Source organism: Dietzia sp. JS16-p6b (genome assembly GCF_003052165.1).
In the GTDB taxonomy this organism is placed as follows: Bacteria; Actinomycetota; Actinomycetes; order Mycobacteriales; family Mycobacteriaceae; genus Dietzia.
On record NZ_CP024869.1, the window covers coordinates 3626745 to 3651297 of the forward strand.

Annotated in this window: 23 protein-coding genes; 5 read left to right on the top strand and 18 right to left on the bottom strand. The window is 71.0% G+C overall.

Annotation, left to right across the window (positions count from 1 at the left end; genetic code table 11):
- Window positions 1–13 precede the first annotated feature (13 nt).
- Window positions 14–763 (top strand): GntR family transcriptional regulator, encoded by a 750-nt coding sequence (locus CT688_RS16720; RefSeq protein WP_194305838.1) that lies wholly within the window; start codon window positions 14–16, stop codon window positions 761–763.
- A gap of 81 nt (window positions 764–844) precedes the next feature.
- Here the strand turns inward: CT688_RS16720 and CT688_RS16725 are convergent, their stop codons facing one another.
- The 15 genes from CT688_RS16725 to CT688_RS16795 form a co-directional block, all read right to left on the bottom strand.
- Window positions 845–1699 (bottom strand): oxygenase MpaB family protein, encoded by an 855-nt coding sequence (locus tag CT688_RS16725; RefSeq protein WP_231750416.1) that lies wholly within the window; start codon window positions 1697–1699, stop codon window positions 845–847.
- Between the two features lie 47 nt (window positions 1700–1746).
- Window positions 1747–2337 (bottom strand): hypothetical protein, encoded by a 591-nt coding sequence (locus tag CT688_RS16730; RefSeq protein ID WP_107757812.1) that lies wholly within the window; start codon window positions 2335–2337, stop codon window positions 1747–1749.
- Window positions 2327–3541: an MlaD family protein gene (locus tag CT688_RS16735; RefSeq protein WP_107757813.1), complete on the bottom strand. Its 1215-nt coding sequence runs from the start codon at window positions 3539–3541 to the stop codon at window positions 2327–2329. The genes CT688_RS16730 and CT688_RS16735 overlap by 11 nt, the downstream gene beginning before the upstream one ends.
- The gene (locus CT688_RS16740; protein ID WP_159078024.1) at window positions 3538–4638 is read right to left on the bottom strand and encodes an MCE family protein; all 1101 of its coding nucleotides are present in this window, start codon (window positions 4636–4638) and stop codon (window positions 3538–3540) included. The genes CT688_RS16735 and CT688_RS16740 overlap by 4 nt, the downstream gene beginning before the upstream one ends.
- Before the next feature lie 5 nt (window positions 4639–4643).
- Window positions 4644–5753: an MCE family protein gene (locus CT688_RS16745; protein ID WP_107757815.1), complete on the bottom strand. Its 1110-nt coding sequence runs from the start codon at window positions 5751–5753 to the stop codon at window positions 4644–4646.
- Complete coding sequence (locus CT688_RS16750) at window positions 5744–6787, bottom strand: MCE family protein (protein WP_156607321.1); 1044 nt, start codon at window positions 6785–6787, stop codon at window positions 5744–5746. Before CT688_RS16750 ends, CT688_RS16745 begins: the two co-directional genes overlap by 10 nt.
- Window positions 6784–7830 (bottom strand): MlaD family protein, encoded by a 1047-nt coding sequence (locus tag CT688_RS16755; RefSeq protein ID WP_107757817.1) that lies wholly within the window; start codon window positions 7828–7830, stop codon window positions 6784–6786. Before CT688_RS16755 ends, CT688_RS16750 begins: the two co-directional genes overlap by 4 nt.
- Window positions 7827–9086, bottom strand: coding sequence for an MlaD family protein (locus CT688_RS16760; RefSeq protein WP_107757818.1), 1260 nt, complete (start codon window positions 9084–9086; stop codon window positions 7827–7829). The genes CT688_RS16755 and CT688_RS16760 overlap by 4 nt, the downstream gene beginning before the upstream one ends.
- Window positions 9087–9094: 8 nt before the next feature.
- A complete protein-coding gene (locus tag CT688_RS16765; protein WP_107758293.1) occupies window positions 9095–9886 on the bottom strand; it encodes an ABC transporter permease in 792 nt (263 codons plus the stop codon).
- Between the two features lie 91 nt (window positions 9887–9977).
- The gene (locus CT688_RS16770) at window positions 9978–10787 is read right to left on the bottom strand and encodes an ABC transporter permease (RefSeq protein WP_107757819.1); all 810 of its coding nucleotides are present in this window, start codon (window positions 10785–10787) and stop codon (window positions 9978–9980) included.
- Window positions 10788–10828: 41 nt separating this feature from the next.
- On the bottom strand, window positions 10829–12421 hold the full coding sequence (gene fadD5, locus CT688_RS16775; protein WP_107757820.1) for a fatty-acid--CoA ligase FadD5: 1593 nt from the start codon (window positions 12419–12421) through the stop codon (window positions 10829–10831).
- Window positions 12422–12460: 39 nt separating this feature from the next.
- On the bottom strand, window positions 12461–13252 hold the full coding sequence (locus CT688_RS16780; RefSeq protein WP_107757821.1) for an enoyl-CoA hydratase-related protein: 792 nt from the start codon (window positions 13250–13252) through the stop codon (window positions 12461–12463).
- Window positions 13249–14235: a nitronate monooxygenase family protein gene (locus tag CT688_RS16785; protein ID WP_197431537.1), complete on the bottom strand. Its 987-nt coding sequence runs from the start codon at window positions 14233–14235 to the stop codon at window positions 13249–13251. The genes CT688_RS16780 and CT688_RS16785 overlap by 4 nt, the downstream gene beginning before the upstream one ends.
- A complete protein-coding gene (locus CT688_RS16790) occupies window positions 14235–16445 on the bottom strand; it encodes a 3-hydroxyacyl-CoA dehydrogenase NAD-binding domain-containing protein (RefSeq protein ID WP_107757823.1) in 2211 nt (736 codons plus the stop codon). Before CT688_RS16790 ends, CT688_RS16785 begins: the two co-directional genes overlap by 1 nt.
- Before the next feature lie 43 nt (window positions 16446–16488).
- On the bottom strand, window positions 16489–17706 hold the full coding sequence (locus CT688_RS16795) for an acetyl-CoA C-acetyltransferase (protein WP_107758294.1): 1218 nt from the start codon (window positions 17704–17706) through the stop codon (window positions 16489–16491).
- Window positions 17707–17866: 160 nt separating this feature from the next.
- Here CT688_RS16795 and CT688_RS18030 point away from each other — a divergent pair, with 160 nt between their 5' ends.
- A complete protein-coding gene (locus CT688_RS18030) occupies window positions 17867–19132 on the top strand; it encodes a TetR/AcrR family transcriptional regulator (protein ID WP_107757824.1) in 1266 nt (421 codons plus the stop codon).
- Window positions 19133–19184: 52 nt separating this feature from the next.
- Here the strand turns inward: CT688_RS18030 and CT688_RS16805 are convergent, their stop codons facing one another.
- Window positions 19185–20192 carry an oxygenase MpaB family protein gene (locus CT688_RS16805; RefSeq protein ID WP_107757825.1) on the bottom strand — a complete coding sequence of 336 codons (1008 nt, stop codon included), beginning with the start codon at window positions 20190–20192 and terminating at the stop codon, window positions 19185–19187.
- A 7-nt stretch (window positions 20193–20199) separates the two neighbouring features.
- Window positions 20200–21696, bottom strand: coding sequence for an aldehyde dehydrogenase family protein (locus tag CT688_RS16810; protein ID WP_107757826.1), 1497 nt, complete (start codon window positions 21694–21696; stop codon window positions 20200–20202).
- A gap of 114 nt (window positions 21697–21810) precedes the next feature.
- Here CT688_RS16810 and CT688_RS16815 point away from each other — a divergent pair, with 114 nt between their 5' ends.
- From CT688_RS16815 to CT688_RS16825, 3 genes are all read left to right on the top strand, one after another.
- Window positions 21811–22953 carry an acyl-CoA dehydrogenase family protein gene (locus CT688_RS16815; RefSeq protein ID WP_107757827.1) on the top strand — a complete coding sequence of 381 codons (1143 nt, stop codon included), beginning with the start codon at window positions 21811–21813 and terminating at the stop codon, window positions 22951–22953.
- Window positions 22950–23420, top strand: coding sequence for a DUF4334 domain-containing protein (locus CT688_RS16820; RefSeq protein ID WP_107757828.1), 471 nt, complete (start codon window positions 22950–22952; stop codon window positions 23418–23420). Before CT688_RS16815 ends, CT688_RS16820 begins: the two co-directional genes overlap by 4 nt.
- A 93-nt stretch (window positions 23421–23513) precedes the next feature.
- Complete coding sequence (locus CT688_RS16825) at window positions 23514–24314, top strand: LLM class F420-dependent oxidoreductase (protein WP_107757829.1); 801 nt, start codon at window positions 23514–23516, stop codon at window positions 24312–24314.
- Between the two features lie 8 nt (window positions 24315–24322).
- On the opposite strand, the gene CT688_RS16830 is transcribed toward CT688_RS16825, so the two are convergent.
- Window positions 24323–24547, bottom strand: coding sequence for a hypothetical protein (locus CT688_RS16830; protein ID WP_107757830.1), 225 nt, complete (start codon window positions 24545–24547; stop codon window positions 24323–24325).
- Between the last annotated feature and the right edge of the window lie 6 nt (window positions 24548–24553).

A 24553-nucleotide genomic window follows, 5' to 3' on the forward strand; every position in this document is an offset into this window, starting at 1 on the left:
TGGGGTGTCGGAAATGGCCGCAACACGACTCGCGCAGCGCCCACAGCTGTCAGAAGAGGTCGCCGACCACGTGCGGACCCGGATCATGAGCGGCCAGGTGCGCCCCGGGGACTTCATCCGGTTGGACGAGACCGCAGCCGCCCTCGGGGTGAGCGTGACCCCGGTGCGGGAGGCCCTCCTCACGCTTCGCGGAGAGGGGTTGGTGGACCTCGTCCCGCGACGCGGGTACCTCGTCTCGCCGATGAGCAGGCAGGACGTCGAGGACATCTTCTGGCTGCAGGCGGAGTTGTCCAGGCGGATCGTCGACCGGGCCATCACGCGGTTCGACGAGTCGGCCCTCGATCAGCACGCCCGCCTGGTGGAGGAGTTCGAGGCAGCGGCCGCGGCGGGCGATCCGGACCGCGTGGTCAGTGCGCAGTACGCCATCCACCGCTCGATCAACCGGGCGTCCCGCTCCGACAAGCTGTCCCGGTTCCTCAACAACGCCGCGCGCTACATGCCCTATCGCCTCTACGCGGACGATCCGGCCTGGCGCGCGGCCGCACTCGTGGACAACCGGCGGATGCTCGAGGCGCTGCGCACCGGGGATGTGGAGACGGCCCATGCGGTGATCGACGCCGAGTTCAGCAACGGGGCCGATCTGCTCATCGCCCATCTCCAGCGCGCCGGCGTGTGGGACGAGGAGCGTGACAGTGACCGGGCGGAGGAGGGGGAGGACGACCGTGTGGGGGGCAGCGTCGCGACATCGATCGCTCCGGCCTGACCCGCGACGACGTCAGGCCGCCCCGCTCCGCCCCGCTCCGCTCCGCGCCGGGGCGGGGCGGGGCGGGGCGGGGCGGGAGCGTCACATCAGCGGTCGTCCGGTCCGCAGGCGCCACCTGAGCTCGAGCAGCAGGACGCGGTAGGTGAGCGTGCGCACCGGCCACGGCAGAAGTCGATTGGCCGCCGCCGTCACCTCGAGGAACCGCTCGAAACGGCGCTGATCCCGTGGGTTCCACGGCAGCCCGAGTGCGTCCCGGAACTCGCGGTGCAGGAACCCCGTGGTCACCCACTTGTTCAGTCTGCCGAACAACACGGTCGTGGGCTGCGGCAGCATCCGGAGTTCGGCGAGCCCCACCAGGTGCTCGCGGACCGGGTCGTCGAATCGGATCCGCGACATCCCCTCACGCCAGTAGTCCTCGAACTCGGTACGCGTGGACGGCCACTGCTCGGGCCGCACCTGGAGCGTGGTGCCCAACGTCGGTGCGGAGAGGTAGAACGCCTCTCGATCGGAGTCGGTCATCGGACCGTGCAGCCACTCGAACGCGTCCTCGAATCCGACGTAGAGGCATGCCGCCACCCACATCTGCAGCTCCGGATCGAGGGCGCTGTAGGTCACCGGGCTGTCCGGGGTGGAGTGCACACGCCGATGGATCCGGGTGACCTCCTCGCGGTAGATCCGCTTGTCGTCGTCGCTCCCCAGGGTCGCCACCGCCAGGTACTGGAAGGTCGTGCGCGCGCGCTTGAGCGGGTGCTTGTAGACGTTCCCGGTGTCCACGCGGCTCTCCCGCACACCCCAGCCGATCTCCGGCCAGGACAACTGCATGATGACGTTGGCCACTCCGCCGGCGGCCCCGATGGAGTCGACGGCGTCGGCGACCCCAGGGGGGACGGCCCGGGGAACCGGGGCGGCGGGAGTGCGGTGGAGTTCGGTGATCACGGGTGGTTCTCCTTCGGTTCGGGCTGGTCGTTCGGATCAGCCGGGGGTCAGGCGAGTTCGGCGGAGTCGAGCAGCCAGCGGTTCCCTCCGCGGACCAGGGTCACCACCATGCGGCTCGCGTCGACCCGGCCCTCGGGCACGGTGACGTTGGTGATCTCCTGGTCGAGGAACACAAGGACGACGGCCCGTTCGGTGTCGACGCTCTGGACTCCCGCGTGGGTGACGGTCCCGGTCGAGGTGCCCTGTCCGTTCGCGAGCAACTCGCGCAGCCCCTCGGACACCTCGCGATAGCGGTCGGCGAACTCCGGGGTGGATTCCGCCACGACCGCCTCGATGTTCGCGTCCACGTCGGCGTGGTCGTAGGACGCGAGCTGGACGACCAGGCGGGTGGCGTCCTCGGCCGCGCTGCGTCGGAGTTCGTCCTCCCGGTGGTCAGACCACACGAGATAGCCCAACCAGGCACACGCGGCCACCAATGCCACCACGACCAGGGCGCTCACGATGCGAGCGGTGCTCCTCCGCGGGGCGTCCGTGCCCTCGACGGGATCGTCGTCCACCGTGGAGGTGTCCTCCCGGGCCCTGTCCTCCGGGGCCCTGTCCTCCCAGACGTCGCCGTCCGTGGTCGCCTCAGCCGCCATCGCGCAGTCCTTCCATCATCGTCGCCCAGTACGCGGCGATCTCTCTGCCGGTCGGGATGAGCACCGGGTCGACCGCCATGTCCGGGCCGATCCTGGTGCCGGGTTCGGTCGCACCCGCCAGCCCCTCGTCGTTCGGCCGGGGAGCCGCCCGCGATCCCCGTTGCTCCAGGTCCTCGCCCGGCGGGCAGTACAACCGCAGGTCCGGTTCACGCGGGGAGTGGTCGACGATGTCCCGGGGTTCGTACGGGTAGACGCACACCGGCCCCTGGGTGGCGACCAGCTGGAAGTCCGCGCGCCCGTCACGCACGGTCCCCGCCAGGGCCCGCAGTCCCCGCTCGCCCTGCGTGAGGCCGGCCTCCCAGGCGGGTCCCCGATCGCGGAACACGGGTGTGACGACGAGGGTGTTGGCGAGCAGGCCGGCCGCGTCCTCCCGGTTGGCGTCGAGGAGCACCTGGGCCCGGAGCATCGACTCGGGTGAGCGGTCGAGCAGGTACACGAGCGTGTCCTCCCGGCGGGACAGCTGCCCGGCGATGTCGCGGGCCACCGAGGCCGAGCCGCTGAGGGGATCCGGGCGCGCCGCCAGCGCGCGTACGGTCACCAGCCCGTCACCGACGAGCCCCCGTAACGTGGGAGCCTGCTCCGACACCACCTCCGCGAGCAGTGCCGTGTCCTCGAGGATCGCGCCCAGCCGCGGGCCGTTGCCCTCGAGCGCGGTGGCCACGCTGTCCCCGAACGAGGCCAGTGACTCCGGGTCCAGCGCCCGCAGCGAGGTGTCGATGTCGGCGATGAGGTGCTCGATCGACGCGGGTTGCTCGTCCTCGGGGACCAGCAACTCATCACCGTCCCCCAGGTAGGGACCGGTGTCACTCGTGGGCCGCACGTCGAGCCGGTTGTCTCCCAGGGCCGTGCTGGTCACCACCCGGGCGTGGGCGCTGACGGGGATCAGGGTCCCGTCGATGATCCTCAGTCGGAGCCGGACCCCGCCGGCCCCGTCGAGAACGGCGTCCTGGACCTCGCCCACGTCCACGCCGCGGTAGGTCACGCGCACCCCGGGCCCGACGCCCCGCGCGTCCTCGACGTGCGCCACCACCCGGAAACCGCTCGCCACATCGGCGTCCTCCCCGATGTACCTGATGCCGTACCCGATGGCCACCACCGAGATGACCGCGAACAGCAGCGCCTGCGTGACGACGTGGCGGTTCACGGCGCACCCCCCACGGGCGGCTGGGCGTCGGGCGGGCCGGTGGCACCGGGTGGCAGGGGTCGACCCGCGCGCACCTCCCCGCCGGTGCCCAGGGCGTCCAGCGAACCGGGAAGGTCGAGCGCGCCGTCGAACATCATGTGGTCACCGCGGACCGCGACGTCGAAGTTCGTGACGAAGCGCTGCAGGGCGTCCAGCGTGGGGGCCACCTCGTCCCCGAAGCCCTCCAGGTCCTCGAGCAGGACGGTCAGTGTGCGCAGCGACGGCGTCAGGCGCCCGTCCGTGGCCGAGGTGAACTGCTCGACCTGCACCGTCAGGGCGGTGGTGGTGTCCATGAGTGCGGTGATCGTCTCCCGACTCGCCGCCACCTCCGAGACGAGGTCGGCGGACACCCGCATGCCGCGGTCGATGAGCTCCCGGCGACCGGCGAGCGAGGCGTTGACCCGGTCCAGGGCGAGGACCGTCCGGTCGATCTCGTCGCGGTTCGCCTCGTACAACTCCAGGGCGCGATCACCACGTTCCCGGATGCGCCCGATCTCCTCACCTCGCCCGTCCAGGGCCACGGTGAGCTCCTCCATCACCGAGGCGAGCTGAGCGATCCCACTCCCGTTGAGCAGCAGCCCCAGCGAGGCGAGGCTGGACTCGAGATCCGGCCCGACGCCGGTGTGCGCCCGCGGAACCACCCCCGTGTCCTCGAGCAGTGCACCGGTCGAGGGCGCCTCCGGCGGGGTGAGCGCGATGAACGGGCTGCCGAGGGCGGTGGGCAGGCGGATCTCGGCGAAGACGCCGGCGGGTACGCCGGAGTCGCCCTCGAGGCGGACGCCGATCACGGCCTCGGTTCCATCGGTACCGACGCTGCGGACCCGGCCGACGAGGCGTCCGCCGAAGCGGACCTCCGCTCCGGGGGCGAGCCGGTCGGCGCGCTCGAACCGCATCTCCACGTCCGCCGAGCCCTCCCCGGTCTCCATTCCCAGGGGAACAGACTGGAGTGCGAGTTGCGGGGTGTTCACGGCCACCATCGCCGTACCCCCCAGCAGCGCCACCCCGAGAAGGGTCACGAGTCCGCGCACCGGGTGCGGACGGGTTCCGGTCTCACGCATGGCCCTCATCCACCCCCCGCGACCCGGTCGAACGCGCCGAGGAGGCCGATCGGGTCACGCTGCTCGACCGGGAACATGAGCGGATTGGTCAGTCCCGCGCCCGTGCACAGCGGGAGCGGCTCGCGCCGGCAGAGCTCGCGACCACGGGCGAAGTGGGTGATGTTGGACGAGACGTTGAGGCGGATGCGCGCGCGGCCGTCGGGCCCGATACTTGCGGCGAGGTTCTCCATCATCACCGGGTACAGGTCCAGGAACTCGGCGAAGTCCGCGCGGTGGCGTGCGTACAGTGCCGTCACCTCGCGGGTCGCGGTGGTCGTCGCGGTGATGTCGTCCCCGCGCTCGGCGACGATCGCGTCGAGCTCGTCGAGGATCACCCGCAGGTCCTCCACCGGGGCGGCCACGTCGATCCTGTCGTCCCGGAGCTGCCGGCCCAGGTCGTCGAGTCCCAGCACGAGGTCGCGCATGGTCTGGTCGCGACCGCCCGCCGCGTCCATGAGCACCGCGAGCTCGGTGATGATCGCGTCGACGTCCTCTGCCCGGTCCCCGCCGACCGCCGAGACCGTGGACAGGTTCCTGATGGCGCGGCTCAGCGTCTCCCCCCGGCCGTCGAGGGCCTCGGCCCCCCTGTCGAGACCACGTGCCACCTCGTCGGCGCCGGGCGAGAACGCCGCGCTCAGGGTGTCCAGGCTGGAGACGAACTCGTCGAAGTCGAGGGGCGCCCGCGTCCGCTCGGCCGGGATCACCCCGCCCTCCGGGAACGTCGGCCCGCCCACGTAGGCGGGGGTGAGCTCGACGAACCGGTCGGCGATGACAGCCGGGTTCATCACCACAGCGCCCACGTCCGCGGGCAACCGCGTACCGGGATCCAGTGAGAGCCGCACCCGTGCGAACTCCCCCGTCGGCTCGACCTTCTCGACGATCCCCACCTCGACGCCCACGATCCGGACCTGCGAACCGACGTACACGCCCTCGGCGGAGGCGAACTCGGCCGTGATCACGTGGCGACCGCCGTCTCCCCGGACGCCGGAGAGCAGGTAGGCCACCACCAGGACGGCGGCGAGGGCGGTGACGACGATCGCGACGACCCCGGACCGGCTCACACGTCTCAGTTGCATCCGTCCATCACCCCCAGGGCGCAGAGCGCCGAATCCGGGATCGGGCCGGTCGGAGTGGCGACATCCGTCCACGGGCCGTTCCCGGTCGCGTCCGTGACCGCGCGGAGTCCGGGTGGCATCCGGGTGAGGACCTCGTCCATCGCGTCGATGTTCCTCCGGTAGGTCTCGCTGATCGAGCGCATGTTGCCCAGCACGCGGTCCACGTCCTCGGCCTCCTCGTCGAGCAGCACCCGCACCCGGGTCGCGAGATCCTCCAGGGACGACACGAGCGAGCTGAGCGCCTCACGACGCTGGGCGAGCACGGTGACCAGCACGAGTGACTGGTCGGTCAGAGCCCGGATGCTCGCCTCCTGCGAGACGAGGACGCCGGTCAGCTCGCGCGTCGTGGTGACCACCCCGGACATCCGCGCGTCCTCGCGGGCGAGGAGACCCAGGGCCGCGGAGACGTCGTCGATCGACTGACCGGCGGCCCCGGCGTCCTGCGGCAGGATGCTGTCCAGGCTGTCGATCATCGCGCTGACGGCAGTCGTGTCGAGCGCCTCGGCCAGGTCCGTGACCGCTCCCCCGATGTCGTCGATCATGTAGGGCGACGTGGTGCGTTCCACCCCGATCCGCTGGTCCGGGCCGAGGTCCCCGCCACCCGCCGGTGTGACCTCGAGGAACCTGTTCCCGAGGATCGACTTGAGACCGATCGTGGCGGTGCTCGCCTCGCCCAGGACCTGGCCCCGGTCGAGCCGGAACCCCACCACCGCGAGCCCGCGCTCCAACGCCAGGGAATCCACGCGGCCACTGGGCACGCCGGCCACCAGCACCGGGTCCCCCGTCCGTAACCCCCCGGCGTTGGCGAACTCGGCCGCGTAGTGGTGGGTACGCAGGACGTACCAGAGTCGGGGCAGGGCCATGCTCGCCGCGAAGACCGCGATGACCAGCAGGATCGATGCGGCCCCCACGAAGACGGTGTTGCCGCGACGAGCGTGCCTCGGGTCGCGGACGAGGTCGAGCAGACTCTCCCGCACCATGGCGATCGGACTCATCGGCACGCCCCCGAGTTCCGGTAGCCGAACAGGCTGGTCTCCCAGGCGTCCCACTTGACCGTGAAGTTACACATGTAGAGCGCCAGGAAGCCGCCCTTCTGGGCCTGTGCGTTGACCTCCCGGGCGAACAGCGGGGCCTTGCCCATCGCGGTGTCGAACGCCGGGGTGTTGGGGATCCACCCGTCGGTCGTGTGACGACCGGCGTCCAGGCTCGCGCGCAGATCCGGCTCGGTCTCGCGGAGCATCGAGGCCAGTGTCGCGGTGGCCGCGTCCCCGCGCTCGAGGAGCGCCGCGAGATCGTTCCCGTCGCCGTCCGCGAGCGCCCCGGAGACGGTGTCGAGTCCCCTGACCAGCCGCTGGAGGTCCGCCTCCCGCTCGGTGAGCGTGGTGGTGAGCGCCATGATGTTGTCCGCGAGCCTGGTGTACACGTCCTGCCTGCCGACGATGTCCCGGCTCAGCAGCGCCAGGCGGGCGAGCAGGACGTCCATGGCACCCGGTTCGCCCTGGAACGCGGCGACCACCGTGCGCGAGAGAGTGTTGACCTCGTCCGGCCGCACCGCCTCGAACAGTGGCTTGAACCCGTTGACGAGCGCGGTGAGGTCCACGGGATCGGTGGTGGCCTCCAGCGGGATACGCGTCCCCTCCGGCAGAGGGTCGGCACCGCCGACGGCCGGTCCGCCGTCCTGTGGGGGATCGAGGGAGAGGTAGCGGATGCCCAGCATGTCCCCGTAGCGGACCGACGCGCGCGCGCCACTCGCGACCGGCGTCGAGCGCTCGACCTCGAAGTCGACGACGGCGATCGTCTCGCCCGGGGGGCCGACCTCCCGCCGGACTCCGAGCACCCTGCCCACGCGGACGCCGGCGACCGTGACCTCGGAGCCCGGGCCGAGCCCGCCGACGTCGGTGAACTCGGCGCCGTACGCCCGCGCCCCCCAGCCGATCGGCACCCGGAGCGTGTTGACCACCAGCACCGTGCACAGGACCCCGACCAGGCAGTAGACGAAGAGCCCCAGGGCCGGACGCAGAGCGCGCTGATTCGTCATCGGATCGTCACCTCGGTACCCCGCACGAGCGGACCGAGCATGGTCCACGCCGCGGCATCGGGCGCGACCGCGGGATCGGCGGGCGGGGGCACCGGCGACCCGGGCTCGGACGCGGCGGCCGCCTGGAGTTCCCGGATGAGGTCCCGCTCCGAGGCGGCGGAGACCGTGAGGCCGGTCCTGCGGTGGGGGGACGCCACACCCGAACACGTCGACCCGGCCAGGTCGGGATAGCGGGGGCAGTCCTCGGGCCCGTACGGCATGGGGTCGGAGAACGACGGGACCGCCGTGATGGCGAACCGCCCCGTGGAGAACGCCGCCTCCCCGGCCTCCCCCATGGGTCGCATGGCGTAGAGGGTCCGGATGACCCCGTGCGGGTTCCGGGCGGTCCGGTCGAACACCACCCCGGTGTCGTCGACCAGTCGGATCGCACCCGTCACGGTCCGGTCGGCCATGTGCGCGCCCGAACCGGTGACCGCCAGGCCCGCGTCGAGCAGCCGCCCGAGCGAATCGGGGCGGCCCACCACGATCTGCGAGAGTCGCGTCGCCTCCTGCAGGGTCTCGACGATGGCCGGGCCGGCCGCGGCCAGGTCCTCGGTGAGGTAGGCGAGCGCGGAGGACGCCTCGGCGGTCTCCTCCAGCGCGGGCGACAGGTGCTCACCCGCCCGGTCCACGTCCCCGATGACCCTGCCCAGCATCTCGCCCCGACCGTCGAGGGCCCGATCGAGTGCGGTGAGCGTGACCTGAAGACGCTCGGGTTCGATGGAGACCAGCAGGTCGCTCGCGCGGGTGAACACGTCGTAGAGGAGCACGGCCTCCTCGGAGCGGTCGGCGGCCAGGACGTCTCCGCTGTCGAGCCCGCCGGCGGCGCGCGTCGTCCCCGGCACGCCCGGGGTCACCAGGTCCAGGCGCATGTCGCCGAACAGCGTCCGCGGGACCGCACGGACGACGACGTCGGAGGGGATGCGCTCCGCATGCTCCGGGGCGATCAGCATCTCTATCCTGGTGCCCGGTTCGTCGTCGTCACCCGAACTGTCACCCAGAGACGACCGCACGTCACCCACCTTCACCCCCAGGTGATGGACGGGGGCGTGGACCGGGACCCGGCCCGCCTCCGAGGGCAGCACCGCCGTCACCGTCGCCCCCGCGTCGAGGACGCCCGCGCCCCGGGCGACGAGGAACCCCGCCAGCGCCGCGGCCACGACACTCGCGACCAGCCCGCGGACCGCCAGGGTCCGCTCGGGCGTCGGTCCCGCCACGCGCCGCCTCACGTGATCCCCAACGCCGGGACCTCGGGCACCAGGCCCCACAGGGCGAAGGTGAGCACGATGTCGATGAACCCGATGAGGAGGATGCTGGTCCGCAGCGCACGGCCTGCGGCCCGCCCGACACCCTCGGGCCCGCCCGTCGCGTGGTACCCGTAGCTGCAGTGCACGAGCACGATCACCAGGGCGAACACCACGGCCTTGATCAGCGAGTAGAGGACGTCCTCGGGCCCCAGGGTGATGTGGAAGAAGTAGTCGTAGGTGCCCGCCGAACCGCCGTTGACGTGGACCACCACCACCCGCGTGGCGATGTACGTCGCCACCAGCCCGACGGCGTACAGCGGCACGATGCAGATCATCGTGGCGATGACCCGCGTCCCGGCCAGGTAGGGGACGGTCGGCACGGACATCGCGTCGAGGGCGTCGATCTCGTCGGAGATCCGCATCGACCCCAGCCGGGCGGTGAAACCGGTGCCCACCTTGGCGGCCAGGGCGATGGAGGCCACGACGGGCGCGAGTTCGCGCGTGTTGGCCATCGCCGAGAGCATCCCGGACAGACTGGTCATGCCGATCAGATCCAGACCGCGGTAGGTCTCGACGCCCACCATGATCGCCGCGACCGCGGACATCGCCAGGACGATCCCGATGGTGCCGCCGCCCGCGATCAGCGATTTGGAGCCGAAGCCCACGTCGACGACCTCGTTGACGACCTGTTTGCGGTACCGCACCAGCGCGGTGGGCAGCGTGAGGATCACCCGGCCCGCGAAGCTCACGTGGCGGCCGACCTCCGCCATCGCCGACGCGGCCCGGGCCAGGACCGCGGCGGGCCGGGACGCCCGGAACTTCTGCACGGCGCTGGTGTCCGTCACCCGGAGCGAGGTCACGTCAGTACTTCCCCACCGACGGCACGACGAGCCCGTAGACCGCCGACAGGACGGTGTTGATCACGAACACGGTGACGAAGGCCAGGACCACCGTCTCGTTGACCGCGTCCGCGACACCGCTCGACCCGCCGCTGGCGTGCAGTCCCTTGAACGTCGCGATCAGGGCCGAGACCACCGCGAACGCGACCGACTTGGCCATCGCCATCCACAGGTCGGACGGGCGGCCGTACGCGCTGAGCGTGGACAGGAACGCCCCGGCCGACTCCCCCTGGCCGTACACCTGATAGATCAGGCACGCGGTCACACCCATCGCGGTGACCAGGGCGCACAACACCAGGGAGACCAGCACGGTGGCGAGGACGCGGGGCACCACCAGTCGCTCGATCACGTCGAGCCCCATCACCTCCATGGCCTCGACCTCCTCGCGGATGGTGCGGGAGCCCAGGTCCGCGCAGATGGCCGAGCCACCCACCCCGGCCAGCATGAGCGCGCAGACCAACGCCGACGCCTGCCCCACCACGACGAAGGCCACCACGGCCCCCGCATACCCGGCCGCCCCCAGTCGGCCCGCCAACTCCCCCACCGACACGGCCACGAGCACGCCGACCGGCAGCATCAGCAGCAGCGCCGGCACCGAGCACACCCGCGCGACGAACAGGGCCTGGTCGCGGGTCTCGGCGAGCGAGAGCCGCCCCCTGGCGACCGTGCGCACGCAGCTCAGCAGGGTGAACACCGAGTAGCCGACCAGCGATCCGACCTGTCCCGCCAGATCGACCACCGGGCCTCGGCCCGCGGGGAGTTGGAAGACCATGTCAGTGGTATCCGGGTTCCGACGTCGTCTCGTCCGCCGGGTCAGACACCCGTGGAGCCGTGCTCCGAGCGGAGCGAGCCCTTGATCACCTTGCCGCTGGCGTTCCGGGGGAGCTCATCGACGTGGACGAGGTGTTTGGGAAGCTTGAATCCGGCCAGCTTGTCCCGCAGCCACTCCACGAGGTCGTCCAGGCCGAGGTCGGGCTCGTCCGTCTGGTGCTGGGCGATGATCGCCACGGGCACCTCGCCCCACGTGTCGTCCTTGCGACCGATCACCGCGACCTCGCGGATCCGGGGGTGGCCGGCGATGACGTTCTCGACCTCGGCGCAGTAGATGTTCTCGCCGCCGGAGATGATCATGTCCTTCTTGCGGTCCACGACGTAGACGAAGCCCTCGTCGTCCATCCGGACCAGGTCACCGGAGTGGAACCAGCCACCCTCGAAGGCCTCCGCGGTCTCCGCCGGCTTGTTCCAGTACCCGGACATGGTGGTGGGTCCGCGGTAGACGATCTCGCCCACCTCGCCGGGCCCGACCGGCTCCCCGAAGGCGTCGACGACCCGGGCCTGGAGGGTGGGGATGACCTTGCCGACGGACCCGAGCTTGCGGATCGCGTCGTCGCCGTCGAGAGCACAGGTGATGGGGCTCATCTCGGTCTGACCGAACACCGCGCAGTTCAGCGCGTCCGGGAACGTCTCCGACATGGCGCGCAGGATCGTGTCCGTGGACGGGGCCGCACCCCACGAGATGTTGCGCAGCACCAGCGTCCGCGGGCGGGCCTGCTGCTCGGCGCACACGGCCTGCCACTGCACGGGCACGAGGAAGACGCTGGTGATCTGCTCCGCCTCGAGGGTGTCCAGGACCGCCGCGGGGTCGAAGGCCTGCAGCGGATGGACCACCGTGACGCCGCCGAGCTGGAGACTCGGGGCGATCGACCCGAGCGCCGCGATGTGGAACATCGGGGCCGCGCACAGCGCGCGCCCGTCCTCGTCGAAGAGCCGGAACACCCGGATACAGGTCAAGGACTGAGCGGTGAGGTTCTCATAGGAGAGCATCGCGCCCTTGGGCCGGCCCGTGGTGCCCGAGGTGTACATGATGAGCGCCGTAGAGTCCTCGGGGACGTCGACCGGCTGATGGGGTGCGCCCTCCTCGGCGAGCGCGTCGGCATAGGTGGTCTGGCCTTCCGTACCGGACTCGCCCCCGATGACGATGTGGTCACCCGGCTCCTGTCCCTGCGCGCGGATCGCCCCGACGAGCGGGGCCAGCATCGCGTCGGTGACGACGACCTTCGGCGCGCAGTCACTCACGAGGTAGGCCAGCTCCGGCGGAGTGAGACGGAAGTTCACCGGCACCGCGATGGCTCCCAGCTCGTTGATGCCGAGAACCGCCTCGACGAACTCCGGGGTGTTGAGGGTGATGAGCATGACCCGATCACCCCCGGCGACCCCGCGACGGGCCAGTGCGTCGGCGAAGAGGCCGCTGCGCTCGTGCAGTTGCGACCAGGTGGTGGTCTGGCCGAGGTAGCGCAGTGCCTCGCCGTCGGGGTTCATCTCGGCGTGGGTGGCCACCCAGGAATTCCAGTGGTTGCGACGGGCGGCGTGGAGCTCGGCGACGGGGTCCGTCGTGGTGGTGGTCATGATCCGGCCTTTCGTGGGGAGCGGTGAGGGTGAACCAGGTCAGGAGAAGTCGGGGCGTCTCTTCTCGAGGATCGAGGCGACCCCCTCTGCGAAGTCGGCGGACACCAGGAGTTCGCACTGCCCCTCGTGCTCGCGCGCCAGAGCTGCGTCCAGCTCGGAGAGCGTGGCCCCGGTGACGGCACGCTTGGTCAGTTCCAGTGCGCGGCGAGGACCCCGGGCCAGTCGGCGCGCGAGCTTGGCGGCCGCGGGGCGCAGGTCCGCGGCGGGCAGGACGTCGAGCGCCAGGCCCACCTGCTGGGCCTCCGCGGCCGACACGGCGTCCCCGCGCAGCAGCATCCGGGAGGCGACCGAGCGGCCGACCGCCGCGGGCAGGAGCACGCTGGCCCCGCCGTCCGGCATGAGGCCGATGTTGGTGAACGCGAACAGCAGGTACGCGTCGTCGGACATGAGAACGAGGTCGGAGGCCAGCGCCAACGAGACGCCCACCCCCGCCGCCGGACCGTTGACCGCGGCGATCACCGGGACCGGGGCGGTGAGCACCGCGCGGACCAGGGCCGCGGCGTTGTCCATGGTGACGTCGGGGCTGGGAGCGTCGGCGGCTCCCTCCCGGATGGACTGCAGGTCCGCCCCGGTGGTGAACGCCGCTCCCTCGCCGGCGAGCACGATGACACGGGTGCCCGCATCCGCACCGTGCTCGGTGATGAGCCCGATCAGCGCGCCGACCGTGTGGTGGTCGAGCGCGTTCATCCGGTCGGGCCGGTTGATGCTGATGGTCGTCACGCCGAGGTCGTCGGTCTCCACCTTGACGGCGTCGCGTCCGGTGGCGGTCATCGGACCGACTCCGCGGCGGCGACCATGCCGGACAGCCGGTCGGTGATGATCGACTCGGCCTCGGCCATCATGCGGTCGACCAGCTCGGCCGCGGTGGGCACGTCGTCGATCAGGCCCTGGCACTGACCCGCCGACCAGATGCCGGCATCCAGGTCGCCGTCCTCGAAGACCTTGCGGCCCCGGGCTCCGGCGACGAGGTGCTGGATGTCGGAGAACTCCACGCCCTCGGCCTCCCTGGCCACCACTTCCGCCGAGACGGCGTTCGCCGCGACCCGCGCGGTGTTGTGCAGCGTGCGGAAGATGAGCGTGGTGTCGAGCTCGGAATTGGCGACGATCTGCTGCTTGACCTGGTCCGCGACCGGCGATTCGGCCGTGCACATGAACCGCGTCCCCATGTTGGCCCCGTCGGCCCCCAGGGCCAGTGCGGCCACGAGACCGCGGGCGTCGGCGATGCCTCCGGACGCCAGCATCGGGATCGTCAGCCGGGCCGCCGCGGCGGGGATGAGAACCAGACCGGGGACGTCGTCCTCACCCGGGTGGCCCGCGCACTCGAAGCCGTCGATCGACACCGCGTCCACACCGAGCTGCTCGGCCTTGAGTGCGTGGCGGACCGAGGTGCACTTGTGGATGACTTTGATGCCGGCCTCGTGGAACACCGGTAGGTGGTCCTTGGGATTGGACCCGGCGGTCTCGACGATCTTCACCCCCGACTCGACGATCGCCTGCCGGTACTCGGCGTACGGGGGCGGGGAGATGGCGGGCAGGATCGTGAGGTTGACCCCGAACGGCTGGTCGGTCATCTCCCGGCAGCGCGCGATCTCGCGGGCCAGGTCCTCGGGCGTCGACTGGGTGAGCCCGGTGATGATGCCCAGCGCCCCGGCCTCGGACACGGCGGCGGCGAGTTCGGCGCGGCCGACCCACATCATGCCGCCCTGGACGATCGGATGACGGACACCGAACTCCTCGGTGAAACGGGTACGGATCACGGGTGGACCTCCTCGTAGGTGCCACCGGAGGCGGCCTTGGACCGCAGGGACTCCGGCGGGGTGAACCGGTCCCCGTAGCGCTCGGCGAGCTGCTCGGCGCGGGCGACGAAGCCGGGCAGACCGCCCGGGTACTGGTCCATGTAGCGGGCGACGCCACCGGTCCAGCCCGGGAAGCCGATGCCCAGGATCGATCCGACGTTGGCGTCGGTGGTGGTCTCCAGCACGCCCTCGTCGAGGCACTTGACGGTCTCGATCGCCTCGGCGAAGAGCATGCGGTCGATCGCGTCCTGCAGCGGGATCTCGGTGGCACCACCAAAGGCGTCGGTCAGCCCCGGCCACAGTCCGCCCCGTTTGCCGTCGGAGTACTCGTAGAAGCCGGAGCCGCTCGAGCGACCCTTCCGGCCGAACTCGTCGATCATGCGGTCGAGCACGGCGTTACCCGGGTGGTCGGGCAGCTCGCGCCCCTCCGCCTTGGCGGCCTCGCGCGTCTCGTCGCGGATCCTGCGGGGCAGGGTCAGGGTGAGCTCGTCCATCAGCGCCAGCACGGGGGCCGGGTATCCGGCCTGCGCCGACGCCTGTTCGATGGTCGGGGCGGGCACGCCCTCGGCGAGCATGGCCATCCCCTCGCTGGTGAAGGTGCCGATGACGCGCGAGGTGAAGAACCCGCGGGAGTCGTTGACGACGATGGGGGTCTTGCCGATCTGCGCGACCAGGGCCAGAGCGCGCCCGAGGGCATCCTCCGAGGTCTCGGCCCCCTTGATGATCTCGACCAGCGGCATCTTGTCGACGGGCGAGAAGAAGTGCAGGCCGATGAAGTCGGCCGGCCGGTCCACGCCGCCCGCGAGCATGGTGATGGGAAGGGTCGAGGTGTTGGAGCACAGCAGCGCATCCGGGGCGATGTGTGGCGCGATCTCCGCGAACACCGTCTTCTTGACCTCGGGGTCCTCGAACACGGCCTCGATCACGGCCTGCGCGCCCGCGGCCGCGGCCGGGTCGGTGGTGGGGGTGATGCGCGCCAGGAGCGCCTCGCCCTTCGCCTGCGCGGCGTCACGGGCCGGGCCCTCGGCGGCGCGGGCCACGGTCTTGGCGACCAGTTTTTCCGAGTAGCCCCTGCCCCGCTCGGCCGCGGCCTGGTCGACGTCCTTCAGGACGACCTCCATCCCGGCCTTGGCACTGACATAGGCGATGGCGGCACCCATCATCCCGGCGCCCAGGACGACCACCTTCCTCACCGGCGCGCGGTCGGCGGACCCGTGCTTCCCGGCCAGCCCGTTGGCCTTCTGCAGGTCGAAGAAGAACGCCCGGATCATGTTCTTGGCGGTCTGGCCGGTGGCCAGCCGGGCGAAGTAGCGGGCCTCGATCGTCGAGGCCGCGGCGAAATCGACGCCGGCGCCTTCGACGGCGGCCGCCATGATCGCCACTGGGGCGGGGTAGGGGGCGCCCTTGAGCTGTTTCCGCAGCATGGCGGGGAACGCGGGCAGGTTGCCCGCGAGCGCTGGGCTCGAGGGGGTCCCCCCGGGCATGCGGTAACCCTTCCGGTCCCACGGCTGGGTGGCCGCGACCGGGTCGTCGGCGTTGGCGGCGATCCACGCCTTCGCCGCGGGGATCAGGTCATCCGGGCTCGCGACGAGGTCGTCGACCAGTCCGAGCTCACGGGCCTTGCCCGGGCGCAGGCGCCTGCCCTCGAGCAGCACCTCCATCAGGGCCGTGACCACCCCGAGCATGCGCACGGTGCGGACGATCCCGCCGCCCCCGGGCAGCAGACCTAGGCTCACCTCGGGCAGGCCCAGCTGGATGGACGGGGAGTCCACGACGATGCGGTAGTGGGTCGCCAGCGCGATCTCGAGCCCGCCGCCGAGCGCGGCGCCACCGATCGCGGCCACGACCGGCCTGCCCAGCGTCTCCAACCTGCGCAGAGGGGCCTTCGCCCGCTCCACGGTGTCGACCGCCAGGTCCGCCCCGTCGGCCGGGATGCTCAGGATGTCGCCGAGGTCGCCGCCGGCGAAAAACGACTTCTTGGCCGAGGTCAGGACGACGCCCGTGATGTCGTCGACCTCCTCCTCGAGTCGGTCCACGGCGGCCTCCATCGAGGCCAGGTAGTTCGCGTTCATGGTGTTGGCGCTCTGATCGGGATCGTCCATGGTGAGGACGACAACGCCGTCGGAATCGCGCTCGTACGAGATGGTGTTGGTGTATTCGCTGCTCATTGGGTGTTCTCGTCCTTGTATGGCGTCAGGCCGGCGGCTGGGTCTACAGGCGTTCGATGATGGTGGCGATCCCCATGCCGGCGCCCACGCAGAGTGTCGCCAGGGCGAAGCGGGCGTCGCGGCGCTCCAGTTCGTCGAGTGCGGTGCCGAGGATCATCGCGCCGGTGGCGCCGAGGGGGTGGCCCATGGCGATCGCGCCACCGTTGACGTTGATCTTGTCCATCGGGACGTCGAGGTCCTTGGCGAACTTCATGGGTACGGCGGCGAACGCCTCGTTGACCTCGAACAGGTCGATGTCGTCGATCGTCAGTCCCGCCTTGGCCAACGCCTTACGCGCGGCCGGGGTGGGACCGGTGAGCATGATCGTCGGTTCCGATCCCACGACCGCGGCGGACACGATCCGTGCCCGCGGCGTCAACCCGTTCCGCTCACCCGCGGCGGCGTTGCCGACGAGCAGCGCGGTCGCGCCGTCGACGATCCCCGAGGAGTTGCCCGCGTGGTGGACGTGGTCGATCCGCTCGACCCAGTGGTACTTCTGCAGCGCGACGGCGTCGAACCCGGCCTGGTCCCCGAGCGCGGCGAAGGACGGGCGGAGGGCCGAGAGGTCGTCCGCGGTGGTCCCGCGGCGGATGTGCTCGTCATGGTCGAGGACCAGCCGACCGGCCACGTCGACCACCGGCACGACCGAGGCGGCGAACCGACCGTCGTCCCACGCGGCCGACGCCAGTTCCTGGGAGCGGGCGGCGAACTCGTCCACGTCGCGGCGGGTGAAGCCCTCGATGGTGGCGATGAGGTCGGCACCGATGCCCTGGGGGACGAACGAGGTCTCATAGTTGACGCGGGGATTCTGCGCCCAGGCGCCGCCGTCGGAGCCCATGGGCACGCGGGACATCGACTCGACTCCGCCGGCGATGACCAGGTCCTCCCAGCCGGCGCGGACCTTCTGTGCGGCCAGGTTGACCGCCTCGAGCCCGGAGGCGCAGAAACGGTTCTCCTGCACACCGGCGACGGTCTGCGGTAGCCCTGCGGCGAGGGCGGCGACGCGCGGCAACACCGCGCCCTGCTCGCCCACTGGTCCCACGATCCCCATGACCACGTCCTCGATCTGCGCGGGGTCGAGGCCGGGGTTCCGCTCGACGATCGACCGCAGGACCCCGACCGCGAGATCGATCGGGGCGACGCTGTAGAGCGAACCGCTGGACTTTCCCTTGCCGCGTGGCGTGCGCACCGCGTCGAAGATGTAGGCATCGGGCACTGACATGGCGGGGTGTCCCCTCTCGGGTCGGTCGATCCGCACGGTCGGCTCGACTCACTCGCATGGATTCGATCACATATATCTGTGAATTCGGGTTTACTATCTCCACTGTATTGCTTGTTGTCAAGATCACACCCCGAACCGCCATCACGAGATCCGAGAGGCCATGACGTCTCCTTCCGCTCCACCCACGTGGTTCCCGGACGTACCTCCTCCGGGTTCGCGACGTGCGGAGATCGCACTGGTCGCGGCCGAGGAGTTCACGCGGCGCGGGTACCACGCGACCCGCGTGGAACACATCGCGCACCGCCTCGCCCTGACCCCCGGTGCGTTGTACCGCCATGTTCCGGGCAAGTACGCGATGTTCCGTGACGCGGTCGCCACACTCGTCGCCGAACTCGACACCGCCACGTCGGGCCTCGACGACCTTGACGATCTGGTCGCCTCGGTCACCCGGGCGACGTTGACCCACCGTTCCCGCGCGGCGCTGTACCGCTGGCAGATCCGCTATCTCACCCCGCAGGACCGAGCGGCGGTCGTGGCGGCCGATGTCCGGATCCGGCAACGGTTCGCCGAGGCGATCCGGGGTGACGACGCGGCCTCGTCACCCGGGGCCGGGGCCGGGGCCGGGGCCGGGGCCGGGGCCGGGGCCGGGGCGATCCTCGCGTGCATCGCCTCGCTCGGCCACCACCGCATCGAGGCCTCCGACGCGGTGGTCCCCCTGATGCAGTCGATCGCGGCAGACCTGGCCGAATCCGTCACCACGACTATCCGGGTGATACCGCGCCGACGGAGGGACGACGTGTCGGCGGGAGACCGGTCGGCGCCCGGTGCGGGGCCGACGGGCCGGCTACGCGGCGGCGCGGCCACCCGGGAGGGCGCGATCACCGCGGCGATAGCGCGGTTCCACTCCTGCACCTACGACGAGGTGACGATGGAGGCGATCGGCGCCGACGTAGGGGTCGCCGCCTCGGCACTGTACCGACACTTCGCCGGCAAGTCGGCACTGCTCACGGCAGCCGTCGACCGGACCGCGACGCTGGTCTCCGACCTTCTCGACCGACACGAGGCCCACCGGGGTCACGAGGACGAACCGGTCCGGGCGCTGGCCGACCTGCTCGACCAGTACGTCGCCATCGCCTTCTCCCACGGACCCGAACTCATGCTCTACCACTCCGAGCTCGGCACACTGGGTCTCCACGACAGGAAGCGGATCCGCCGATCCCAACTGCGACAGCTCGAACGTTGGGCCGGACTGGTTCGCGGGGCCGCGCCGGCGGGGTCCACCGTGGACGACGCCACGGCCCGGATCCGGGTCCACGCCGCACTGGCGGTGGTGTTGGACGGCGGACAGGGGACCGGCTTCCATCCCGGAGCCGCGGCGACATTCGCCGCGCTGGCCCGGACCGTACTCCTGCCCCCGGAACGCTAGGTCCGGCGCTGCCGGTGAGACCGGGACGCCGCACCCGGCACTCGCCGTCGCGTCACCGGCCGTCGCCGCCCGCGGTCATCACCGGGCACCCCTCCACGCGGTCTCTCGGCCGGATCGGGCAGGCCCCCAGGTCAGCGGGGCGGTATCCGTTCGGGTAACCCGGATAGGTCCTGTTCTCGGTACCGCGTGACCCCAGCGCCCGGCGACGGACCGGGAGCCACCTCACCACGGCGGACCGGGCCCGCAGCGCGGCGTACGCGGCCTTGCGTCTTCCCGGCGGCTGCCACGGGAAGCCGAAGGCCCGGGTCATGTCGTCGTCCACCAGCGACAGGACCGCCGTGCGGACGGCGGGGCGGATCGCCTCCGGATACCAGGAACACATGAGATCGAGCGTGTAGGTGCCGATGAGCTCGTTGTTGCGGTCATAGCGGAAGGTGCGGGCCTCGTAGTCGTCGCGCCACCGGCGGAACTCCCCGATGTCCTCCGGGATGTCGGCGATCTTCATCCGCTGCCCCACCCCGCGGTAGAAGTGGAACGCGGCCAGTCGCTCGTGAGGGTGCAGGCGCCGCCACCCGACCGCATCGATCCACTCCAGCGGCTCGTAGATGAACGTCGACAGCACGTACAGCATGTCGTCGTTGGAGATGTCGTACCGCGCGTGCTGGCGATTGATCACCCGCAGCGCCTCCCTGCCCCTCGGGGAGTCGTAGCCGTGCTCGACCAGCTCCACCATCAGCAGCGCAGTGTCGTCGTATCGCTTCTGCGGCTCATCGCGGAACTGGCCGGCCTCCTCGAGGACCGCCGACACCGAGGGCACACAGTACGTCCGGTACAGGGCCAGCTCGAGCGCCCTCTGGTAGTCCCAGGGGAACTCGTAGGCGGAGGTGATGCGGTGGATCTCCGCCGCATCGGCCACGGGATCGAGCGTCGCGACGAGATCCCGCCAGTACCAGCGGCCCGGCTTGAGCGGCAGCGACGCCGTGAGCGGGTGCTCGACGGCGGCGTCGGCCACCAACTCGGCCGGGATCGGTCCGAACACCCCTGGGACGGTGGCGGTCATCCAGAGATCACAGCCTTCCCATCACGTTGGCCATCATCCACTTGACCACCTTGATGTCCCTCGGCTTGCGGGTCATGGTCATGAGGTTGAGGGGAGCGGCGAACTTCTGGGCCGTGATGGCCTTGGGCCGGGCGAACTCGCGCAGCCCGTCGGCCCCGTGGATCCGGCCGAAGCCCGAGTCGCCCGAGCCACCGAACGGCAGCGACGGGATCCCGGCGAAGGCCAGGAAGGAGTTGACCGACACCATGCCGACGTCGAGCTTCTCCGCCAGCGCCAGACCCCGCTTGCGGTTACCGGTGAAGATCGCGCCACCGAGGCCGTAGCTGCTGGCATTGGCCTTCTCGACCGCCTCCTCCAGGTCCGCGACCGAGTTGATCACGACGGTCGGCCCGAACGTCTCCTCGGTGATCGCCGTCGAGTCCTCGGGCACGTCGACCAGGACGACCGGCTCGACCACCCTCTCCCCGACCGATCCCTCGCCCCCGATGACGGCCGTGCCGCCCCGGGCCAGCGCGTCCCGGACGTGGCGGCGGACGATGTCGATCTGGGCCGGCAGCGTCATGGGGCCGTAGCTGGAGGTCACCGAGGTGCCGGGGGTCAGTGCCCGGACCTTCGCGGCGAACTTGTGGACGAAGGCGTCGCGGACGTCGCGGTGGACATAGATGCGTTCGACCCCGGCGCAGGTCTGCCCCGCGTTGCCCATCGCGCCGAAGACCGCCTGGTCGGCCGCCGAGTCCAGGTCGGCGTCCGCGTCGACCAGGAACGCGTCCTTGCCGCCGCCCTCGATGACGACGGGGGTGAGCGTCTCCGCGCAGGCGGCCATGACCTTGCGGCCCGTCGCGGCCGACCCGGTGAACGCGAGCTTGTCCACACCCGCCCGGCACAGCGCCGCGCCGGTGGAACCATCGCCCGTGATGGTCTGGAACAGCGGCTGCGAGGCGCCGAGCGAATTCCACACCTCGGCGAGCCAGACGCCGACCCCGGGCGTGAGCTCGCTGGGCTTGAACACCACCGCGTTGCCGGCGGCCATGGCGTAGGAGAGCGTGCCCATCGGGGTGAACGCGGGATAGTTCCACGGGCCGATCGCGCCGACGACGCCGTACGGCTGGTATTCGACGTACGCCGCCTGGTTGCTCATCAACAGGCCGGCGGACACCGAACGGCGCCGCAGGACCTTGTCGGCGTTCTTGGCCGCCCACTCCAGGTGGCTCACCGTGAGCATGACCTCGAGCGTGGCGTCCTCGTCCGGCTTGCCGGTCTCGGCGGAGATGAGTGAGGCCAGCTCCTCGGCTCGGGAGGCGATGGCCCGCTTGTACTCCAGCAGCCACTCCCGGCGGCCGCGCGGCCCCTGGGCGGCCCACCACCGTGCGGCGGCGCGCGCACGCTCGACGGCGAGGGCCACCTCTTCCGCCCCGGCGATCGGGTACTCCGCCAGGACCGTGCCGTCGCGGGGGTCCAGGCTCGCGAACGCGGGGCCGGTCTTGCTGGGCTCGGTTGTCGTCATTCGACTTCACTCCATTCTCGATCACATATATTTGATGTAGCCTACGGTGATACGGGCCACAGTAGTCCACCCTGCCCGCCACCGTCACCCCCTGTCAGAAAGCCGAGGCCAGCCGTGTTCGACATCCTCACCGAGGAGCAGCAGGACTTCGCCAGATCCATCGACGACTTCTGCGCGCGCGAGGTCGGCAGCGTCGAGAAGAGAGGGCAGCTCACCACCGAGGGCGGCACCCACTCCCCCGAGATCTACGCAAAAATGGCCGAGCTGGGCTGGTTGGGCCTGACCGTGCCCGAGGAGTACGGGGGCGCCGACGCGGGGGCCGTGGAACTCTGCCTCCTGCTCGAACGCTCGTTGCGCGGCCTCGCCCCGATCGGAGGCATCGGCCCCACCCTCATCACCGCGGCGGCGATCCAGAAGTTCGGCACCGAGGAGCAGCGCAAGCGGGCCCTCGAACTGGTCGTCGCGGGCGGCACCCTGGCCATCTCCATGTCCGAGCCCGGCGCCGGGTCCGACGTGGCCGCGCTGCGCTGCAAGGCCGTCCGCGACGGTGACGACTGGGTGATCACCGGACAGAAGACCTGGTGCTCCAACGCCCACTTCGCCGACCGCATCCTGCTGGTGGCGCGCACCGACTCGACCGGCGCCAAACACGAGGGAATCACCATGTTCGACGTCCCCGCCGACGTCGAGGGGCTGCAGATGAGCGGTATCGACACCATGGGCGGTAGAGAGGTCAACGACCTCTACTTCACCGACGTACGCCTGCCCGCCGAGTCCGTGATCGGCGAGGTCGGGGGCGGCTGGAAGCAGCTCATGGCCGGGCTCAACATCGAGCGGCTCATCCTGGCCGCCATGCAGCTCGGGGTGGCGCAGCGGGCCTTCGACGATTGCCTGACGTTCATCCGTGAACGCGAACAGTTCGGCCGACCCGTCGGGTCGTTCCAAGTCATCCGGCACCGCATGGCCGACCTGGCCACCGAGATCGAGGCCACCCGCCTGCTGGTCTACGCCGTGGCCAGGAAGGTCGACGAGTCGGACCCCGCGGCCCTGCTCCCCCGCGAGGCCTCCATGGCCAAGCTCAAGGCGACCGAGCTGAGCAAACGCGTGACGCTCGAGTGCATGCAGTCGATGGGCGGCTACGGCTACGCCACCGAGTACGGCATGGAACGCCTGGTGCGACAGGCCGTCGTCTCCACGATCTACGGCGGCACCAACGAGATCCAGCGGGACATCATCGGGAAGACCTACGGGCTGTGAGCGCACCGCACGCTGACGAGCTGGAGGCGATCCGGGCCCTGGAGACCGTCCCCACCGACCGGGTGACGACGCTCTGGGACTCACTCGAGCCCGCCCGGATCGACGCGATCGCCGGCAGCCGGTGGAGGGGCGCCGGCCTCGACACCGGGCATCCGATGTTCGCGATGCTCGGGCAGATGCGATGGTGGGGAAAGGACTTCACCGACCCGCGCAAGGTGGACCCGATCCTCGTCACCGACGACTCGGGGTCCGTTGTCCCGGACATCTCCGCCACGGGCGGAGGCGGGGCGTCGCTGTGGGAGGTCTCGTTCCGCGGCCGCCCGTGCGCGTCCATGGTCTACGACCGGCTGCCGGTGATCGACCACTTCGCCGTCGTCGATCCCGACACCCTGCTGGCCGTGATGAACGGCCGGGGAACCCTCCACGAGGGCGAGCACTTCTGGTTCGTCCTCGAGCGCGAGCGGTAGCGACCGCGCACGCGGGGCCTGGTCGGGCGCACGGTGGCCAGGGTCGGGTGCGCGTCGGGTGCGCGGGGCGGCGGAACGGACCACACTGGGCGCATGACCCCGAACACCGAACGCCCGGTCCGCATCGCCGTCCAACTGCAACCGCAGCACGCGCCCGACTACGACCTCCTGCGCGATGCCGTCCGTCGGTCCGAGGACGCGGGTGTGGACGTCGTCTTCAACTGGGACCACTTCTACCCGCTCTACGGCGACCCCGACGGCGCGCACTTCGAGTGCTGGACCATGCTCGCCGCCTGGGCCGAGCAGACCGAGCGGGTCGAGATCGGCGCGCTGGTCACCTGCAACAGCTACCGGAACCCGGACCTGCTGGCCGATATGGCCCGCACGGTCGACCACATCTCGGGCGGGCGGCTGATCCTGGGGCTGGGCAGCGGGTGGTTCGAGCGGGACTACGCCGAGTACGGGTACGACTTCGGGACCAAGGGGTCGCGTCTCGACGACCTCGGGGACTCCCTCGACCGGATCGAGCGGCGCCTCGCCCGGCTCACCCCTGCCCCGACCCGGCACATCCCGGTGCTGTTGGGCGGCGGGGGCGAGCGCAAGACGCTCAGGCACGTCGCCCGCCATGCCGACATCTGGCACTCGTTCGTGGACGTGGAGACCTACCGGCACAAGTCCGCGGTGCTGGCCCGGCACTGCGCCGACGTCGGCCGGGACCCCGGTGAGATCGAACGCTCCACCGAGATCGGCGGCGCCTCCTCCGCGGACGAGGCGCGGCGCTCGGCCGATGCCCTGGTGGCCGAGGGCGTCACGCTGTTCACCGTGGGCCTCAACGGGCCCGAGTACCCGCTGGACCTGGTGGAGTCGCTGGTGGCCTGGCGGGACGACCACTGACGCCCGGGTCAGCCGCGGCCCACGGCGCGGTCGGCGCGCCGCCACACGCGGAAGGTGTACCAGGACGCCGCGAGCATGAGCACCAGCACGAACGAGGCGAGGATCGACGGGCGCCCGGCCACGATCAGGCCGACCGCGTTGACCAGCGCGATCACGGTGAAGAACCCCACGAACCCGCCCAGGACCTCCAGCCGCTGCCGGGTTCCGAGTGCGTCCCCACCGCTCCGCGCCACGGCCGG

Excerpts from the sequence above, each read along its gene's own strand:
- CT688_RS16730 (WP_107757812.1), bottom strand. The coding sequence starts at position 2,337 with ATGGCGGCTGAGGCGACCACGGACGGCGACGTCTGGGAGGACAGGGCC.
- CT688_RS16805 (WP_107757825.1), bottom strand. The coding sequence starts at position 20,192 with ATGACCGCCACCGTCCCAGGGGTGTTCGGACCGATCCCGGCCGAGTTG.
- CT688_RS16810 (WP_107757826.1), bottom strand. The coding sequence starts at position 21,696 with ATGACGACAACCGAGCCCAGCAAGACCGGCCCCGCGTTCGCGAGCCTG.
- fadD5 (WP_107757820.1), bottom strand. The coding sequence starts at position 12,421 with ATGACCACCACCACGACGGACCCCGTCGCCGAGCTCCACGCCGCCCGT.
- CT688_RS16720 (WP_194305838.1), top strand. The coding sequence starts at position 14 with ATGGCCGCAACACGACTCGCGCAGCGCCCACAGCTGTCAGAAGAGGTC.
- CT688_RS16755 (WP_107757817.1), bottom strand. The coding sequence starts at position 7,830 with ATGACGAATCAGCGCGCTCTGCGTCCGGCCCTGGGGCTCTTCGTCTAC.
- CT688_RS16795 (WP_107758294.1), bottom strand. The coding sequence starts at position 17,706 with ATGTCAGTGCCCGATGCCTACATCTTCGACGCGGTGCGCACGCCACGC.
- CT688_RS16780 (WP_107757821.1), bottom strand. The coding sequence starts at position 13,252 with ATGACCGCCACCGGACGCGACGCCGTCAAGGTGGAGACCGACGACCTC.
- CT688_RS16765 (WP_107758293.1), bottom strand. The coding sequence starts at position 9,886 with ATGGCGGAGGTCGGCCGCCACGTGAGCTTCGCGGGCCGGGTGATCCTC.
- CT688_RS16770 (WP_107757819.1), bottom strand. The coding sequence starts at position 10,787 with ATGGTCTTCCAACTCCCCGCGGGCCGAGGCCCGGTGGTCGATCTGGCG.
- CT688_RS16790 (WP_107757823.1), bottom strand. The coding sequence starts at position 16,445 with ATGAGCAGCGAATACACCAACACCATCTCGTACGAGCGCGATTCCGAC.
- CT688_RS16740 (WP_159078024.1), bottom strand. The coding sequence starts at position 4,638 with ATGCGTGAGACCGGAACCCGTCCGCACCCGGTGCGCGGACTCGTGACC.
- CT688_RS16745 (WP_107757815.1), bottom strand. The coding sequence starts at position 5,753 with ATGCAACTGAGACGTGTGAGCCGGTCCGGGGTCGTCGCGATCGTCGTC.
- CT688_RS18030 (WP_107757824.1), top strand. The coding sequence starts at position 17,867 with ATGACGTCTCCTTCCGCTCCACCCACGTGGTTCCCGGACGTACCTCCT.
- CT688_RS16750 (WP_156607321.1), bottom strand. The coding sequence starts at position 6,787 with ATGAGTCCGATCGCCATGGTGCGGGAGAGTCTGCTCGACCTCGTCCGC.
- CT688_RS16825 (WP_107757829.1), top strand. The coding sequence starts at position 23,514 with ATGACCCCGAACACCGAACGCCCGGTCCGCATCGCCGTCCAACTGCAA.